This is a genomic window from Cohnella faecalis, from assembly GCF_003570905.1.
GTDB lineage: Bacteria > Bacillota > Bacilli > Paenibacillales > Paenibacillaceae > Cohnella > Cohnella faecalis.
Genome location: NZ_QXJM01000005.1, coordinates 1 through 15,741, shown reverse-complemented (window position 1 = coordinate 15,741; position 15,741 = coordinate 1). Strand labels below are relative to the sequence as shown.

Below are 15,741 nucleotides of genomic sequence, written 5' to 3'. Positions count from 1 at the left end.
GCCCGTTACAATAGATATGAATAATCCCACAAAGGTCACAATAAATGTGATCAGCATTGAAGACATGATATCGTCGCTCGTAAATACTTTTATATAATTTTTGAGCCCCACAAAATCGCCCATCTGCAAATATCTCATATCGTATAAGCTGATGTAGATCGTATAAAATAAGGGAATGATTAAAATCACGGATAAAAAAAGGATGCTTGGCGATACCAGAATAGCCCCTAATTTATTTACCTTCACGATTGCCCCTCCAATGTTGCAAGAATAGCTATCCCCTTTACCACTGCGGGTTATTTTCCCTAACCCACAGTGGTGAATAAGGATCTATGATGTTAAATCGTAAGGATCGGTTAAGATCCCGCTCTTTCATTAAACTCTTTCTCTGCTGCTTGCAATGCCGCCTTTACATCCTTGCCTTTCACCAATATATCCTGCGCAATCTTGTTGAGGTCGGCTCTCCAACCGCTAACCGGGAATTCCCACGGTTGCGCGTATCCATACTTGGCGAATCCTTCCGCCATGACCGACAAATAAGTTTTATCAGGCTTGCTCAAGAAATCGGCGTTTTTTTGCACGGTTGACTTACGAACAGGAACTTGACCGCCTACCGTCATCCAAATTTCGTCGGACTCCGCATTGATCATATGCTCAACGAACTTTCCTGCCGCTTCTTTATTTTTGCTGCCCGACCATACACCTACATTCCAGCCGTTAATAACACTCGGAGAGAACGTTGAGCCATCTTCGCTCGGGAAGTAGGTCATTTGAATTTTGCTTCCATCAAATGTAGATTCCTTCTGCAGAGTCGGAATCCTCACTCCTGCGCCAATCATCATGGCATATCTTCCGGCTTTGAATTCGTTATATACATCTTCTACAGAGGACGATATCGCGGAATCCGGAGTAACCTTATACTTCGTAACCATGTCCAATTGACGATTCATTGCCGTAACACCCGCATCCGTACTCCAGTTGGCCTTTCCGCCTTCTGTAAACATATCTCCTTGCGATTGAATTAGAGACGGCGGGAATACTTGCGGATCTGGCGATTCCGGACTAAACGCTTGGCCGAAACCATATCTCTGAATGCCTGTAGCCGCATCTTTCTCTGTTAGCTTCACAGCTGCATCGATGAGCTCATCCCATGTCTTGAATGGAACCTTAATGCCCTTCTCCGCTAGTAGATCCTCTCTGTACAGGATGCCTATATAGTTTCTTGATAAGGTAACCTGATAATGTTTCCCATCCTTATTGCCGAAAGCCCAATAAGCATCGTCAATATCTTTAATATCCTCTGGCGTCCAGCTATTCAAGAAAAGGCTTTCAAAATCAACCAGAGCATTTTGTTTTAAAGCGGTTCCAAAGTCATCCATCGATGTCCAGATAACGTCCGGCGCATTGCCCGTTTGATTCGCGGCAAGGAACTTCGTTCCTAACGTATCCCATACTTGCGGTTCAACCGCTACTTTGACATTCGGATTATCCCGTTCAAAATTAGTTATGATCTGCTTTAAGGCTACTTCTCTGGCGCTTGTTCCGTTCGGATCTAAGAATGTCCACATTTTGATCGTTGTTTTCTCGGAAGGTTGTTTGCCGGATGTCCCCGAAGCTTCATTATTCGTATTCTCTTTCGACTGACAAGCCGCTAGTGAAACGCATAAACAACATACCAAGACTAACAACAGAACCTTTAGCCATTTACGATTATTCATTCGAGCATTTCCCCCTAAGAATAGTGTCGTTAATCCTTGTCGAAAATTTACTAAATGCTGTGTTTCCGCTCCCTCCAGTAGCCGCTGCGAGTAATTGCCCATTTAAAATATCACACTGAAAATAGGCATGCCATGAACTAATCACCTTGATATGCATTATTATATTGTGATAACATCAACACCATAAAAACAGTAATGTATGCGCTTACGAATAATAATCCATTCTGAAGGTGATTCTATGAACGATGCTTTAGGTGACTTACACAACATGGTTCCTCACTTCACTCAAGTCATCCATAGAGTCGTAAATGGTTCATGGGTAAATCATAGAAAGGTATGGGATACCCACTCCTTCATCCTTGTGTACGATGGAGAAGCCGTTATCGGATGTAATGAAGAGCAGCGCGTGGGCAAAGGGGATTTGATCTACTTTAAGCCCGGCGATGTCAGATGGGGATATACGTTCGAGGATAATCCAATGAAGTGCTACGGTATGGATTTCAAGTATTCCTGCCTACTATTCGATAACGATGATTGGATCAAGAAAGACATTCCGCTGCCCATTCAATCGTTCCTTCACTTAAATGATTCCCATCTATTCTCCAGGGTGCTTCATTTGTTTCAGAATTTAACCAAGGAATGGATCTCGCCCACTACCTTCAATAAAGTATCCAGAGAAAGAGCTTATTTCATGGAGATCCTTAACCTTCTCTTCCTGTGGAACTCATCTAAACAGTCCCTCAATTACGATAAAATACGGAAAGTAGAAAAGGTATCACAGTATATACTCGATAATTATTCGCGTAAGGTGAAGCTTCAGGATTTGGCAGACTATATTCAGCTGAGCCAATCTTACCTGCAGGTGATTTTCAAAGATATAACCGGAAGCTCCCCGATCGAATATTTAATCAATGTTCGCATTAACAAGTCCAAGGAGCTTATGAAGGAAGGCTATCAGAATATCGGGGAAATCTCCGAGCTTGTCGGGTTCAACGATGCATTCTACTTCAGCAGATGCTTCAAAAGGATTGAAGGCATTACCCCTACTGAATACCGAAGTACGATTTCATCGCAGCGCCAATTTGTCTAACATATCCGGCTCGGGCTATGCCCTGGCTTGGACATACAAACAAGGCTGTCCCATCCCGGGGCAGCCTTGTTTGGCTTATTGCTGCATATGGATTAACTTAACGAACCCGGATCTCGACGATCTCGGCATAAGCCGTCCCATTCGTTTGTTCCACTACCAACCTTAGCTGTTCGGTTCGCACATCGTTCTCCAGGGTGTGCTTTCTTTTTCGTTGCCTGTTGCCTTTTACTTCAAACAGAATGCGCCAGTTCCCCTTCTCGAATACCTCTAGACGATAATCTCTGACCAATTCCGGAATGACATCAAATTCAGTTCGATGATGATGGAGATTAATAAGATCTTCATTCACATCATCGTTAAAGGTAATGTGAATTTCATTAAACTCCACTTCCTTGTCCCATTTCAATGCAACCCACGCATCATCCTTGGAAGGCTCTGAAAGCCACATATGCGCTCCGCCGTAAGGACGCTGGTAGCCATCCATAATTTTTGCAGGCTCATAGGCCTTTGTCTCAGTTGCTAGACGGAAGCAGAACGGTTTGCGCACTACACGTTTCATGTTCCATTTCACAACTAACTGATCATGGTTTAGCGATTCCATACCACGAGCGACGTTCAGCGCTTTTTCTCTAACGAATGAGAGCACTCCGCTCATTGGCTGGTGAGAGAGATATACGGATACACTCGGGTTTTCCTTAATGACCACAAAGGCATTTTGCGTACTTTCCGGACTCCAAGGGAGATTGAATTCTATCCATTGTTTGTTGCCCTTCTTAATGGTTTGGACATCTCGCACTTGAAGCTGATAAGGGATGTAATTTTCTTGTCTTCCGGTATCCCAGACCTCGACCTCCACTGATGTGTCGTCAGCAGCGTCTAATAGAATTTGTATTTTCTCGATGTTAGGATCTACGGGCATCAAGAAGGCAACATCCGTTGCAAGCTCGAATGCTTCATCCGCCGACTCCACGGCAAGGCGGCTTAAATAGCTTGAGGCAGTAACCTCCGCCTGAAGCGCAAGATCTGCGGGATCTTCGTTCTTAATCCCTATAACGGATGCATCTTCCCATAAGAGGGTTTGTTGCAGTTGTTTCAGATGCTTCTCATAAATCTCCCGCGGGGTAGCCTTGTTCTCCACACAAAGCGCAGCAGCGGTACCGGCCCGCTTGACCTACAGAGGCGCACGTCCCCATCACACGCGACGATCCAAAGGCAATATGCGTCGCGCTAATGTTTCTACCTGCAAATAATAGGTTGTTTACATTGAATGAGTAAAGGGAACGATATGGAATTTGATAGATTCCGTCCGAAGATAATGTAACCTACGGGGCTGGTCGATTGACCTGCATCCGCCTGAAGGGATGTATGCCGCCGATTACACGTCTCGGCATTATCATTCGGACGGAATCTATCAAATTCCATATCGTTCCCTTTACTCATTCAATGTAAACAACCTATTATTTGCAGGTAGAAACATTAGCGCGACGCATATTGCCTTTGGATCGTCGCGTGTGATGGGGACGTGCGCCTCTGTAGGTCAAGCGGCCGGTACCGCTGCTGCGCTTTGTGTGGAGAACAAGGCTACCCCGCGGGAGATTTATGAGAAGCATCTGAAACAACTGCAACAAACCCTCTTATGGGAAGATGCATCCGTTATAGGGATTAAGAACGAAGATCCCGCAGATCTTGCGCTTCAGGCGGAGGTTACTGCCTCAAGCTATTTAAGCCGCCTTGCCGTGGAGTCGGCGGATGAAGCATTCGAGCTTGCAACGGATGTTGCCTTCTTGATGCCCGTAGATCCTAACATCGAGAAAATACAAATTCTATTAGACGCTGCTGACGACACATCAGTGGAGGTCGAGGTCTGGGATACCGGAAGACAAGAAAATTACATCCCTTATCAGCTTCAAGTGCGAGATGTCCAAACCATTAAGAAGGGCAACAAACAATGGATAGAATTCAATCTCCCTTGGAGTCCGGAAAGTACGCAAAATGCCTTTGTGGTCATTAAGGAAAACCCGAGTGTATCCGTATATCTCTCTCACCAGCCAATGAGCGGAGTGCTCTCATTCGTTAGAGAAAAAGCGCTGAACGTCGCTCGTGGTATGGAATCGCTAAACCATGATCAGTTAGTTGTGAAATGGAACATGAAACGTGTAGTGCGCAAACCGTTCTGCTTCCGTCTAGCAACTGAGACAAAGGCCTATGAGCCTGCAAAAATTATGGATGGCTACCAGCGTCCTTACGGCGGAGCGCATATGTGGCTTTCAGAGCCTTCCAAGGATGATGCGTGGGTTGCATTGAAATGGGACAAGGAAGTGGAGTTTAATGAAATTCACATTACCTTTAACGATGATGTGAATGAAGATCTTATTAATCTCCATCATCATCGAACTGAATTTGATGTCATTCCGGAATTGGTCAGAGATTATCGTCTAGAGGTATTCGAGAAGGGGAACTGGCGCATTCTGTTTGAAGTAAAAGGCAACAGGCAACGAAAAAGAAAGCACACCCTGGAGAACGATGTGCGAACCGAACAGCTAAGGTTGGTAGTGGAACAAACGAATGGGACGGCTTATGCCGAGATCGTCGAGATCCGGGTTCGTTAAGTTAATCCATATGCAGCAATAAGCCAAACAAGGCTGCCCCGGGATGGGACAGCCTTGTTTGTATGTCCAAGCCAGGGCATAGCCCCGAGCCGGATATGTTAGACAAATTGGCGCTGCGATGAAATCGTACTTCGGTATTCAGTAGGGGTAATGCCTTCAATCCTTTTGAAGCATCTGCTGAAGTAGAATGCATCGTTGAACCCGACAAGCTCGGAGATTTCCCCGATATTCTGATAGCCTTCCTTCATAAGCTCCTTGGACTTGTTAATGCGAACATTGATTAAATATTCGATCGGGGAGCTTCCGGTTATATCTTTGAAAATCACCTGCAGGTAAGATTGGCTCAGCTGAATATAGTCTGCCAAATCCTGAAGCTTCACCTTACGCGAATAATTATCGAGTATATACTGTGATACCTTTTCTACTTTCCGTATTTTATCGTAATTGAGGGACTGTTTAGATGAGTTCCACAGGAAGAGAAGGTTAAGGATCTCCATGAAATAAGCTCTTTCTCTGGATACTTTATTGAAGGTAGTGGGCGAGATCCATTCCTTGGTTAAATTCTGAAACAAATGAAGCACCCTGGAGAATAGATGGGAATCATTTAAGTGAAGGAACGATTGAATGGGCAGCGGAATGTCTTTCTTGATCCAATCATCGTTATCGAATAGTAGGCAGGAATACTTGAAATCCATACCGTAGCACTTCATTGGATTATCCTCGAACGTATATCCCCATCTGACATCGCCGGGCTTAAAGTAGATCAAATCCCCTTTGCCCACGCGCTGCTCTTCATTACATCCGATAACGGCTTCTCCATCGTACACAAGGATGAAGGAGTGGGTATCCCATACCTTTCTATGATTTACCCATGAACCATTTACGACTCTATGGATGACTTGAGTGAAGTGAGGAACCATGTTGTGTAAGTCACCTAAAGCATCGTTCATAGAATCACCTTCAGAATGGATTATTATTCGTAAGCGCATACATTACTGTTTTTATGGTGTTGATGTTATCACAATATAATAATGCATATCAAGGTGATTAGTTCATGGCATGCCTATTTTCAGTGTGATATTTTAAATGGGCAATTACTCGCAGCGGCTACTGGAGGGAGCGGAAACACAGCATTTAGTAAATTTTCGACAAGGATTAACGACACTATTCTTAGGGGGAAATGCTCGAATGAATAATCGTAAATGGCTAAAGGTTCTGTTGTTAGTCTTGGTATGTTGTTTATGCGTTTCACTAGCGGCTTGTCAGTCGAAAGAGAATACGAATAATGAAGCTTCGGGGACATCCGGCAAACAACCTTCCGAGAAAACAACGATCAAAATGTGGACATTCTTAGATCCGAACGGAACAAGCGCCAGAGAAGTAGCCTTAAAGCAGATCATAACTAATTTTGAACGGGATAATCCGAATGTCAAAGTAGCGGTTGAACCGCAAGTATGGGATACGTTAGGAACGAAGTTCCTTGCCGCGAATCAAACGGGCAATGCGCCGGACGTTATCTGGACATCGATGGATGACTTTGGAACCGCTTTAAAACAAAATGCTCTGGTTGATTTTGAAAGCCTTTTCTTGAATAGCTGGACGCCAGAGGATATTAAAGATATTGACGATGCTTATTGGGCTTTCGGCAATAAGGATGGGAAACATTATCAGGTTACCTTATCAAGAAACTATATAGGCATCCTGTACAGAGAGGATCTACTAGCGGAGAAGGGCATTAAGGTTCCATTCAAGACATGGGATGAGCTCATCGATGCAGCTGTGAAGCTAACAGAGAAAGATGCGGCTACAGGCATTCAGAGATATGGTTTCGGCCAAGCGTTTAGTCCGGAATCGCCAGATCCGCAAGTATTCCCGCCGTCTCTAATTCAATCGCAAGGAGATATGTTTACAGAAGGCGGAAAGGCCAACTGGAGTACGGATGCGGGTGTTACGGCAATGAATCGTCAATTGGACATGGTTACGAAGTATAAGGTTACTCCGGATTCCGCGATATCGTCCTCTGTAGAAGATGTATATAACGAATTCAAAGCCGGAAGATATGCCATGATGATTGGCGCAGGAGTGAGGATTCCGACTCTGCAGAAGGAATCTACATTTGATGGAAGCAAAATTCAAATGACCTACTTCCCGAGCGAAGATGGCTCAACGTTCTCTCCGAGTGTTATTAACGGCTGGAATGTAGGTGTATGGTCGGGCAGCAAAAATAAAGAAGCGGCAGGAAAGTTCGTTGAGCATATGATCAATGCGGAGTCCGACGAAATTTGGATGACGGTAGGCGGTCAAGTTCCTGTTCGTAAGTCAACCGTGCAAAAAAACGCCGATTTCTTGAGCAAGCCTGATAAAACTTATTTGTCGGTCATGGCGGAAGGATTCGCCAAGTATGGATACGCGCAACCGTGGGAATTCCCGGTTAGCGGTTGGAGAGCCGACCTCAACAAGATTGCGCAGGATATATTGGTGAAAGGCAAGGATGTAAAGGCGGCATTGCAAGCAGCAGAGAAAGAGTTTAATGAAAGAGCGGGATCTTAACCGATCCTTACGATTTAACATCATAGATCCTTATTCACCACTGTGGGTTAGGGAAAATAACCCGCAGTGGTAAAGGGATAGCTATTCTTGCAACATTGGAGGGGCAATCGTGAAGGTAAATAAATTAGGGGCTATTCTGGTATCGCCAAGCATCCTTTTTTTATCCGTGATTTTAATCATTCCCTTATTTATACGATCTACATCAGCTTATACGATATGAGATATTTGCAGATGGGCGATTTTGTGGGCTCAAAAATTATATAAAAGTATTTACGAGCGACGATATCATGTCTTCAATGCTGATCACATTTATTGTGACCTTTGTGGGATTATTCATATCTATTGTAACGGGCACTTTACTCGCATTATGGATTAATTCCAAGAAGGGCTTCACCGCTTATATTATCCAAATCATTGTGCTCATTCCTTGGGTAATCTCGATGGTTGTTGGAGCCCTCTTGTGGAAATGGATCTTCAATAATTTGGGATTATTAAATTATGTGTTGAATTCGCTTGGTTTCAGAGTGTCGATGTATTAGGGAACCCAAAGCCGCACCTATAGCGCTCATTTTTGTAATTGCTTGGCGAACAGTCGGCTTTGCAATGGTATTGATTCTTGCAGGGCTGAAGAGTATTCCGAAGGAGCTGGAAGAGGCCGGAGAAGTAGACGGCGCGAGCAGATGGCATACCTTCTGGCTTATTAAGCTCCCGCTGTTAAAAACACCGATTATGGTTACATCCATTATTCTAATGCTTAGTAATTTCAACAATGTGGATGTTCCTATGGTGCTCACGGCGGCGGACCGGGCGATGCGACGAATGTGATTACAATGGAATTGTATGACCAGGGGTTTGTGTACTATAACTTCGGGGTAGCAAGCGCCTTATCCTTTGTAGTGCTTATGGTCAACATATTATTGATATCTCTCTACATCAGGATGGTGAAATATGAGATCTAAAGGACTGAATTTTACCTTCTCAGGCTCATTAAAATCGCTAATGCTTTTCATAGCCTTTGGACTAATCGTTATTGTCAATATCGTTCCGATTTTATGGGGACTGAAGACCTCTATTATGTCTCCTTCCGATATATTCTCATATCCGCCTAAACTATTTAATTTCGAGGCCTCGTTTGAGCACTATATCGAATCTTTAACGGAGGGTATTTTCAAACCTTTCTAAATAGTATTTTTTACTGCGTGGCCTCCATCATTTTTGGATTATTTCTCGGACTTTTAGCTGCATATGGATTTGACAGATTTTCCTTCAGGCTCAAGAAGCCGATGTTTTACCTGGTTGTATTTTGTATACCCTTGTCTATTGGAAGCTCGGCCTAATTATTCCTAATTATGTATATGAGTGAATTGGGCTTTTGAACGAGTGGTACTTTTGCCGATTTTATATACGGCTTATAATCTCCCCATCGGATTTGGATTATTAAATCGGGTGTTGAGACCATTCCTGTCGAGGTAGACGAGGCGGCGACCATTGATGGGGCATCCAGATCTTACATTATATTCGGAATGATGTCAGTGCTGTGCAGACCCGCTTTGGCCGCCGCCGCATTATTCATATTTTTGGGTGCATGGAACGAATTTATACTTTCATCCATCATGATCAACAGCCCCAATCTAAGACCGTTCAACTGGCTATCTATCAGTATTTAGGATTCTTCGGTCAAGAATGGGGACCGTTAACAGCGGCAGCTTCTGCGGCCATTATCCCATCGATTATCGTCTTTACCTCCTGGGCAGGATGCTGATTTCCGGATTAACTGCCCGTTCCGTGAAATCTAATGGAATACAGGGGCACAGAACTGCATGTAGCTGTTAAGCTGTGTTTATATTCTCTTGACCGAAGAATCCTAAATACTGGTAGATAGCCAGTTGAACCGGTGTTATGATTGGCTGGTGTTCATTGATGGTGGATGGAAGAAGTATAAATTCGTTCCATGCACCCAAAAAGTAATATGATAATGCGGCGGCGGGCCAAAGCGGGTCTGCACAGCACTGACATCATTCCGAATATAATGTAAGATCTGGATGCCCCATCAATGGTCGCCGCCTCGTCTACCTCGACAGGAATGGTCTCAACACCCGATTTAATAATCCAAATCGCCATGGGGAGATTATAAGCCGTATATAAAATCGGCAAAGTGTACCACTCGTTCAAAAAGCCCAATTCACTCATATACAAATAATTAGGAATAATTAGGGCCGAGCTTCCAATAGACAAGGGTATACAAAATACAACCAGGTAAAACATCGGCTTCTTGAGCCTGAAGGAAAATCTGTCAAATCCATATGCAGTCTAAAAAATGATGGAGGCACGCAGTAAAAAATACTATTTAGAAAGGTTTGAAAATACCTCCGTTAAAGATTCGGATTATGTGCTCAAACGAGGCCTCGAATTAAATAGTTTAGGCGGATATGAGAATATATCGGAAGGATACTAAGAGAGGTCTTCAGTCCCCATAAAAATCGAACGATATTGACAACGATTAGTCCAAAGGCTATGAAAAGCATTAGCGATTTTAATGAGCCTGAGAAGGTAAAATTCAGTCCTTTAGATCTCATATTTCACCATCCTGATGTAGAGAGATATCAATAATATGTTGACCATAAGCACTACAAAGGATAAGGCGCTTGCTACCCCGAAGTTATAGTACACAAACCCTGGTCATACAATTCCATTGTAATCACATTCGTCGCATCGCCCGGTCCGCCGCCGGTGAGCACCATAGGAACATCCACATTGTTGAAATTACTAAGCATTAGAATAATGGATGTAACCATAATCGGTGTTTTTAACAGCGGGAGCTTAATAAGCCAGAAGGTATGCCATCTGCTCGCGCCGTCTACTTCTCCGGCCTCTTCCAGCTCCTTCGGAATACTCTTCAGCCCTGCAAGAATCAATACCATTGCAAAGCCGACTGTTCGCCAAGCAATTACAAAAATGAGCGCTATAGGTGCGGCTTTGGGGTTCCCTAATACATCGACACTCTGAAAACCAGCGAATTCAACACATAATTTAATAATCCCAAATTATTGAAGATCCATTTCCACAAGAGGGCTCCAACAACCATCGAGATTACCCAAGGAATGAGCACAATGATTTGGATAATATAAGCGGTGAAGCCCTTCTTGGAATTAATCCATAATGCGAGTAAAGTGCCCGTTACAATAGATATGAATAATCCCACAAAGGTCACAATAAATGTGATCAGCATTGAAGACATGATATCGTCGCTCGTAAATACTTTTATATATTTTTTGAGCCCCACAAAATCGCCCATCTGCAAATATCTCATATCGTATAAGCTGATGTAGATCGTATAAAATAAGGGAATGATTAAAATCACGGATAAAAAAAGGATGCTTGGCGATACCAGAATAGCCCTAATTTATTTACCTTCACGATTGCCCCTCCAATGTTGCAAGAATAGCTATCCCTTTACCACTGCGGGTTATTTTCCCTAACCCACAGTGGTGAATAAGGATCTATGATGTTAAATCGTAAGGATCGGTTAAGATCCCGCTCTTTCATTAAACTCTTTCTCTGCTGCTTGCAATGCCGCCTTTACATCCTTGCCTTTCACCAATATATCCTGCGCAATCTTGTTGAGGTCGGCTCTCCAACCGCTAACCGGGAATTCCCACGGTTGCGCGTATCCATACTTGGCGAATCCTTCCGCCATGACCGACAAATAAGTTTTATCAGGCTTGCTCAAGAAATCGGCGTTTTTTTGCACGGTTGACTTACGAACAGGAACTTGACCGCCTACCGTCATCCAAATTTCGTCGGACTCCGCATTGATCATATGCTCAACGAACTTTCCTGCCGCTTCTTTATTTTTGCTGCCCGACCATACACCTACATTCCAGCCGTTAATAACACTCGGAGAGAACGTTGAGCCATCTTCGCTCGGGAAGTAGGTCATTTGAATTTTGCTTCCATCAAATGTAGATTCCTTCTGCAGAGTCGGAATCCTCACTCCTGCGCCAATCATCATGGCATATCTTCCGGCTTTGAATTCGTTATATACATCTTCTACAGAGGACGATATCGCGGAATCCGGAGTAACCTTATACTTCGTAACCATGTCCAATTGACGATTCATTGCCGTAACACCCGCATCCGTACTCCAGTTGGCCTTTCCGCCTTCTGTAAACATATCTCCTTGCGATTGAATTAGAGACGGCGGGAATACTTGCGGATCTGGCGATTCCGGACTAAACGCTTGGCCGAAACCATATCTCTGAATGCCTGTAGCCGCATCTTTCTCTGTTAGCTTCACAGCTGCATCGATGAGCTCATCCCATGTCTTGAATGGAACCTTAATGCCCTTCTCCGCTAGTAGATCCTCTCTGTACAGGATGCCTATATAGTTTCTTGATAAGGTAACCTGATAATGTTTCCCATCCTTATTGCCGAAAGCCCAATAAGCATCGTCAATATCTTTAATATCCTCTGGCGTCCAGCTATTCAAGAAAAGGCTTTCAAAATCAACCAGAGCATTTTGTTTTAAAGCGGTTCCAAAGTCATCCATCGATGTCCAGATAACGTCCGGCGCATTGCCCGTTTGATTCGCGGCAAGGAACTTCGTTCCTAACGTATCCCATACTTGCGGTTCAACCGCTACTTTGACATTCGGATTATCCCGTTCAAAATTAGTTATGATCTGCTTTAAGGCTACTTCTCTGGCGCTTGTTCCGTTCGGATCTAAGAATGTCCACTTGATCGTTGTTTTCTCGGAAGGTTGTTTGCCGGATGTCCCGAAGCTTCATTATTCGTATTCTCTTTCGACTGACAAGCCGCTAGTGAAACGCATAAACAACATACCAAGACTAACAACAGAACCTTTAGCCATTTACGATTATTCATTCGAGCATTTCCCCCTAAGAATAGTGTCGTTAATCCTTGTCGAAAATTTACTAAATGCTGTGTTTCCGCTCCCTCCAGTAGCCGCTGCGAGTAATTGCCCATTTAAAATATCACACTGAAAATAGGCATGCCATGAACTAATCACCTTGATATGCATTATTATATTGTGATAACATCAACACCATAAAAACAGTAATGTATGCGCTTACGAATAATAATCCATTCTGAAGGTGATTCTATGAACGATGCTTTAGGTGACTTACACAACATGGTTCCTCACTTCACTCAAGTCATCCATAGAGTCGTAAATGGTTCATGGGTAAATCATAGAAAGGTATGGGATACCCACTCCTTCATCCTTGTGTACGATGGAGAAGCCGTTATCGGATGTAATGAAGAGCAGCGCGTGGGCAAAGGGGATTTGATCTACTTTAAGCCCGGCGATGTCAGATGGGGATATACGTTCGAGGATAATCCAATGAAGTGCTACGGTATGGATTTCAAGTATTCCTGCCTACTATTCGATAACGATGATTGGATCAAGAAAGACATTCCGCTGCCCATTCAATCGTTCCTTCACTTAAATGATTCCCATCTATTCTCCAGGGTGCTTCATTTGTTTCAGAATTTAACCAAGGAATGGATCTCGCCCACTACCTTCAATAAAGTATCCAGAGAAAGAGCTTATTTCATGGAGATCCTTAACCTTCTCTTCCTGTGGAACTCATCTAAACAGTCCCTCAATTACGATAAAATACGGAAAGTAGAAAAGGTATCACAGTATATACTCGATAATTATTCGCGTAAGGTGAAGCTTCAGGATTTGGCAGACTATATTCAGCTGAGCCAATCTTACCTGCAGGTGATTTTCAAAGATATAACCGGAAGCTCCCCGATCGAATATTTAATCAATGTTCGCATTAACAAGTCCAAGGAGCTTATGAAGGAAGGCTATCAGAATATCGGGGAAATCTCCGAGCTTGTCGGGTTCAACGATGCATTCTACTTCAGCAGATGCTTCAAAAGGATTGAAGGCATTACCCTACTGAATACCGAAGTACGATTTCATCGCAGCGCCAATTTGTCTAACATATCCGGCTCGGGGCTATGCCCTGGCTTGGACATACAAACAAGGCTGTCCCATCCCGGGGCAGCCTTGTTTGGCTTATTGCTGCATATGGATTAACTTAACGAACCCGGATCTCGACGATCTCGGCATAAGCCGTCCCATTCGTTTGTTCCACTACCAACCTTAGCTGTTCGGTTCGCACATCGTTCTCCAGGGTGTGCTTTCTTTTTCGTTGCCTGTTGCCTTTTACTTCAAACAGAATGCGCCAGTTCCCCTTCTCGAATACCTCTAGACGATAATCTCTGACCAATTCCGGAATGACATCAAATTCAGTTCGATGATGATGGAGATTAATAAGATCTTCATTCACATCATCGTTAAAGGTAATGTGAATTTCATTAAACTCCACTTCCTTGTCCCATTTCAATGCAACCCACGCATCATCCTTGGAAGGCTCTGAAAGCCACATATGCGCTCCGCCGTAAGGACGCTGGTAGCCATCCATAATTTTTGCAGGCTCATAGGCCTTTGTCTCAGTTGCTAGACGGAAGCAGAACGGTTTGCGCACTACACGTTTCATGTTCCATTTCACAACTAACTGATCATGGTTTAGCGATTCCATACCACGAGCGACGTTCAGCGCTTTTTCTCTAACGAATGAGAGCACTCCGCTCATTGGCTGGTGAGAGAGATATACGGATACACTCGGGTTTTCCTTAATGACCACAAAGGCATTTTGCGTACTTTCCGGACTCCAAGGGAGATTGAATTCTATCCATTGTTTGTTGCCCTTCTTAATGGTTTGGACATCTCGCACTTGAAGCTGATAAGGGATGTAATTTTCTTGTCTTCCGGTATCCCAGACCTCGACCTCCACTGATGTGTCGTCAGCAGCGTCTAATAGAATTTGTATTTTCTCGATGTTAGGATCTACGGGCATCAAGAAGGCAACATCCGTTGCAAGCTCGAATGCTTCATCCGCCGACTCCACGGCAAGGCGGCTTAAATAGCTTGAGGCAGTAACCTCCGCCTGAAGCGCAAGATCTGCGGGATCTTCGTTCTTAATCCCTATAACGGATGCATCTTCCCATAAGAGGGTTTGTTGCAGTTGTTTCAGATGCTTCTCATAAATCTCCCGCGGGGTAGCCTTGTTCTCCACACAAAGCGCAGCAGCGGTACCGGCCCGCTTGACCTACAGAGGCGCACGTCCCCATCACACGCGACGATCCAAAGGCAATATGCGTCGCGCTAATGTTTCTACCTGCAAATAATAGGTTGTTTACATTGAATGAGTAAAGGGAACGATATGGAATTTGATAGATTCCGTCCGAATGATAATGCCGAGACGTGTAATCGGCGGCATACATCCCTTCAGGCGGATGCAGGTCAATCGACCAGCCCCCGTAGGTTACATTATCTTCAAATTGCGTTTGGCGTTCCAGGTCGTTCTGGTTTAAGACATAATCCCTTTGAATCTGCGGTTTCCCGTTTCCCCGGCATGCTGCCCACCCATTCCAAGGTCATGGTTTCCGCTTCAAATTTGCCGGAGTTTTTAATATAATCCCATATTCCATATATGACAGACCATAATTCATCACGTATCCGCTCATTATCATGAAGGGTATCTATATCCTCTGCTCCCCCACTCGATCCACCATAATGACATCCGGAATCTCCGCTGTTCAATACCCTTTTGATAGGAATTGGCGTTTGAGTAATGTCTTTCGTAAAACTTGGCGGAACAAACTTCACAGGCCGCCCGGCGTCTTTGGTATAGAACAACAGCGTGCTTCCTAACGTAATATTGTCTGATACATCAGG

The 15,741-nt window shown here is 44.0% G+C and carries 14 protein-coding genes and 2 pseudogenes; 6 read left to right on the top strand and 10 right to left on the bottom strand.

The genetic code is table 11. The annotated features are described in order from the left end of the window. Together D3H35_RS31740 and D3H35_RS00490 are read right to left on the bottom strand one after the other, a co-directional pair. A pseudogene (locus D3H35_RS31740) lies at nt 1-246 on the bottom strand (hypothetical protein); the annotation flags it as partial. 110 nt (nt 247-356) lie between these two features. Continuing rightward, on the bottom strand, nt 357-1,718 hold the full coding sequence (locus D3H35_RS00490) for an ABC transporter substrate-binding protein (protein ID WP_158593868.1): 1,362 nt from the start codon (nt 1,716-1,718) through the stop codon (nt 357-359). Between the two features lie 238 nt (nt 1,719-1,956). On the opposite strand from D3H35_RS00490, the gene D3H35_RS00485 reads away from it, so the two are divergent. Further along, nucleotides 1,957-2,808 carry an AraC family transcriptional regulator gene (locus D3H35_RS00485; RefSeq protein WP_158593869.1) on the top strand — a complete coding sequence of 284 codons (852 nt, stop codon included), beginning with the start codon at nt 1,957-1,959 and terminating at the stop codon, nt 2,806-2,808. Between the two features lie 97 nt (nt 2,809-2,905). On the opposite strand, the gene D3H35_RS00480 is transcribed toward D3H35_RS00485, so the two are convergent. Further along, a complete protein-coding gene (locus D3H35_RS00480) occupies nt 2,906-3,946 on the bottom strand; it encodes a hypothetical protein (RefSeq protein WP_119147298.1) in 1,041 nt (346 codons plus the stop codon). Then, entirely contained in the window at nt 3,912-4,100 is a 189-nt protein-coding gene (locus D3H35_RS34460; RefSeq protein ID WP_411675113.1) for an FAD-dependent oxidoreductase, read from the bottom strand. The genes D3H35_RS00480 and D3H35_RS34460 overlap by 35 nt, the downstream gene beginning before the upstream one ends. 45 nt (nt 4,101-4,145) lie before the next feature. Here D3H35_RS34460 and D3H35_RS00470 point away from each other — a divergent pair, with 45 nt between their 5' ends. Then, on the top strand, nt 4,146-5,417 hold the full coding sequence (locus D3H35_RS00470) for an FAD-dependent oxidoreductase (RefSeq protein WP_267901326.1): 1,272 nt from the start codon (nt 4,146-4,148) through the stop codon (nt 5,415-5,417). A gap of 98 nt (nt 5,418-5,515) precedes the next feature. Here D3H35_RS00470 and D3H35_RS00465 read toward each other — a convergent pair whose 3' ends face one another. Next, the gene (locus tag D3H35_RS00465) at nt 5,516-6,367 is read right to left on the bottom strand and encodes an AraC family transcriptional regulator (protein WP_158593869.1); all 852 of its coding nucleotides are present in this window, start codon (nt 6,365-6,367) and stop codon (nt 5,516-5,518) included. Nucleotides 6,368-6,605: 238 nt separating this feature from the next. On the opposite strand from D3H35_RS00465, the gene D3H35_RS00460 reads away from it, so the two are divergent. The 3 genes from D3H35_RS00460 to D3H35_RS34455 all read left to right on the top strand — a co-directional run bounded on the left by D3H35_RS00460 (nt 6,606) and on the right by D3H35_RS34455 (nt 9,634). Beyond that, complete coding sequence (locus tag D3H35_RS00460) at nt 6,606-7,967, top strand: ABC transporter substrate-binding protein (protein WP_158593868.1); 1,362 nt, start codon at nt 6,606-6,608, stop codon at nt 7,965-7,967. 513 nt (nt 7,968-8,480) lie between these two features. Next, the gene (locus tag D3H35_RS00455; RefSeq protein ID WP_158593867.1) at nt 8,481-8,792 is read left to right on the top strand and encodes a carbohydrate ABC transporter permease; all 312 of its coding nucleotides are present in this window, start codon (nt 8,481-8,483) and stop codon (nt 8,790-8,792) included. A gap of 602 nt (nt 8,793-9,394) precedes the next feature. Continuing rightward, the gene (locus tag D3H35_RS34455; RefSeq protein WP_119147304.1) at nt 9,395-9,634 is read left to right on the top strand and encodes an ABC transporter permease subunit; all 240 of its coding nucleotides are present in this window, start codon (nt 9,395-9,397) and stop codon (nt 9,632-9,634) included. A gap of 981 nt (nt 9,635-10,615) precedes the next feature. Here D3H35_RS34455 and D3H35_RS00440 read toward each other — a convergent pair. Continuing rightward, nucleotides 10,616-11,002 carry a carbohydrate ABC transporter permease gene (locus D3H35_RS00440; protein WP_267901325.1) on the bottom strand — a complete coding sequence of 129 codons (387 nt, stop codon included), beginning with the start codon at nt 11,000-11,002 and terminating at the stop codon, nt 10,616-10,618. A 491-nt stretch (nt 11,003-11,493) separates the two neighbouring features. Continuing rightward, nucleotides 11,494-12,708 (bottom strand): ABC transporter substrate-binding protein, encoded by a 1,215-nt coding sequence (locus D3H35_RS00430; protein ID WP_119147300.1) that lies wholly within the window; start codon nt 12,706-12,708, stop codon nt 11,494-11,496. A gap of 381 nt (nt 12,709-13,089) precedes the next feature. On the opposite strand from D3H35_RS00430, the gene D3H35_RS00425 reads away from it, so the two are divergent. Next, nucleotides 13,090-14,037: an AraC family transcriptional regulator gene (locus tag D3H35_RS00425; RefSeq protein ID WP_158593866.1), complete on the top strand. Its 948-nt coding sequence runs from the start codon at nt 13,090-13,092 to the stop codon at nt 14,035-14,037. Between the two features lies 1 nt (nt 14,038). Here D3H35_RS00425 and D3H35_RS00420 read toward each other — a convergent pair whose 3' ends face one another. The 3 genes and pseudogenes from D3H35_RS00420 to D3H35_RS00410 form a co-directional block, all read right to left on the bottom strand. Next, complete coding sequence (locus tag D3H35_RS00420) at nt 14,039-15,079, bottom strand: hypothetical protein (protein ID WP_119147298.1); 1,041 nt, start codon at nt 15,077-15,079, stop codon at nt 14,039-14,041. Beyond that, nucleotides 15,045-15,362 (bottom strand): FAD-dependent oxidoreductase, encoded by a 318-nt coding sequence (locus tag D3H35_RS00415; RefSeq protein WP_233567663.1) that lies wholly within the window; start codon nt 15,360-15,362, stop codon nt 15,045-15,047. Before D3H35_RS00415 ends, D3H35_RS00420 begins: the two co-directional genes overlap by 35 nt. Next, nucleotides 15,340-15,741: pseudogene (locus D3H35_RS00410) on the bottom strand (hypothetical protein); the annotation flags it as partial. The pseudogene D3H35_RS00410 and the gene D3H35_RS00415, both read right to left, overlap by 23 nt.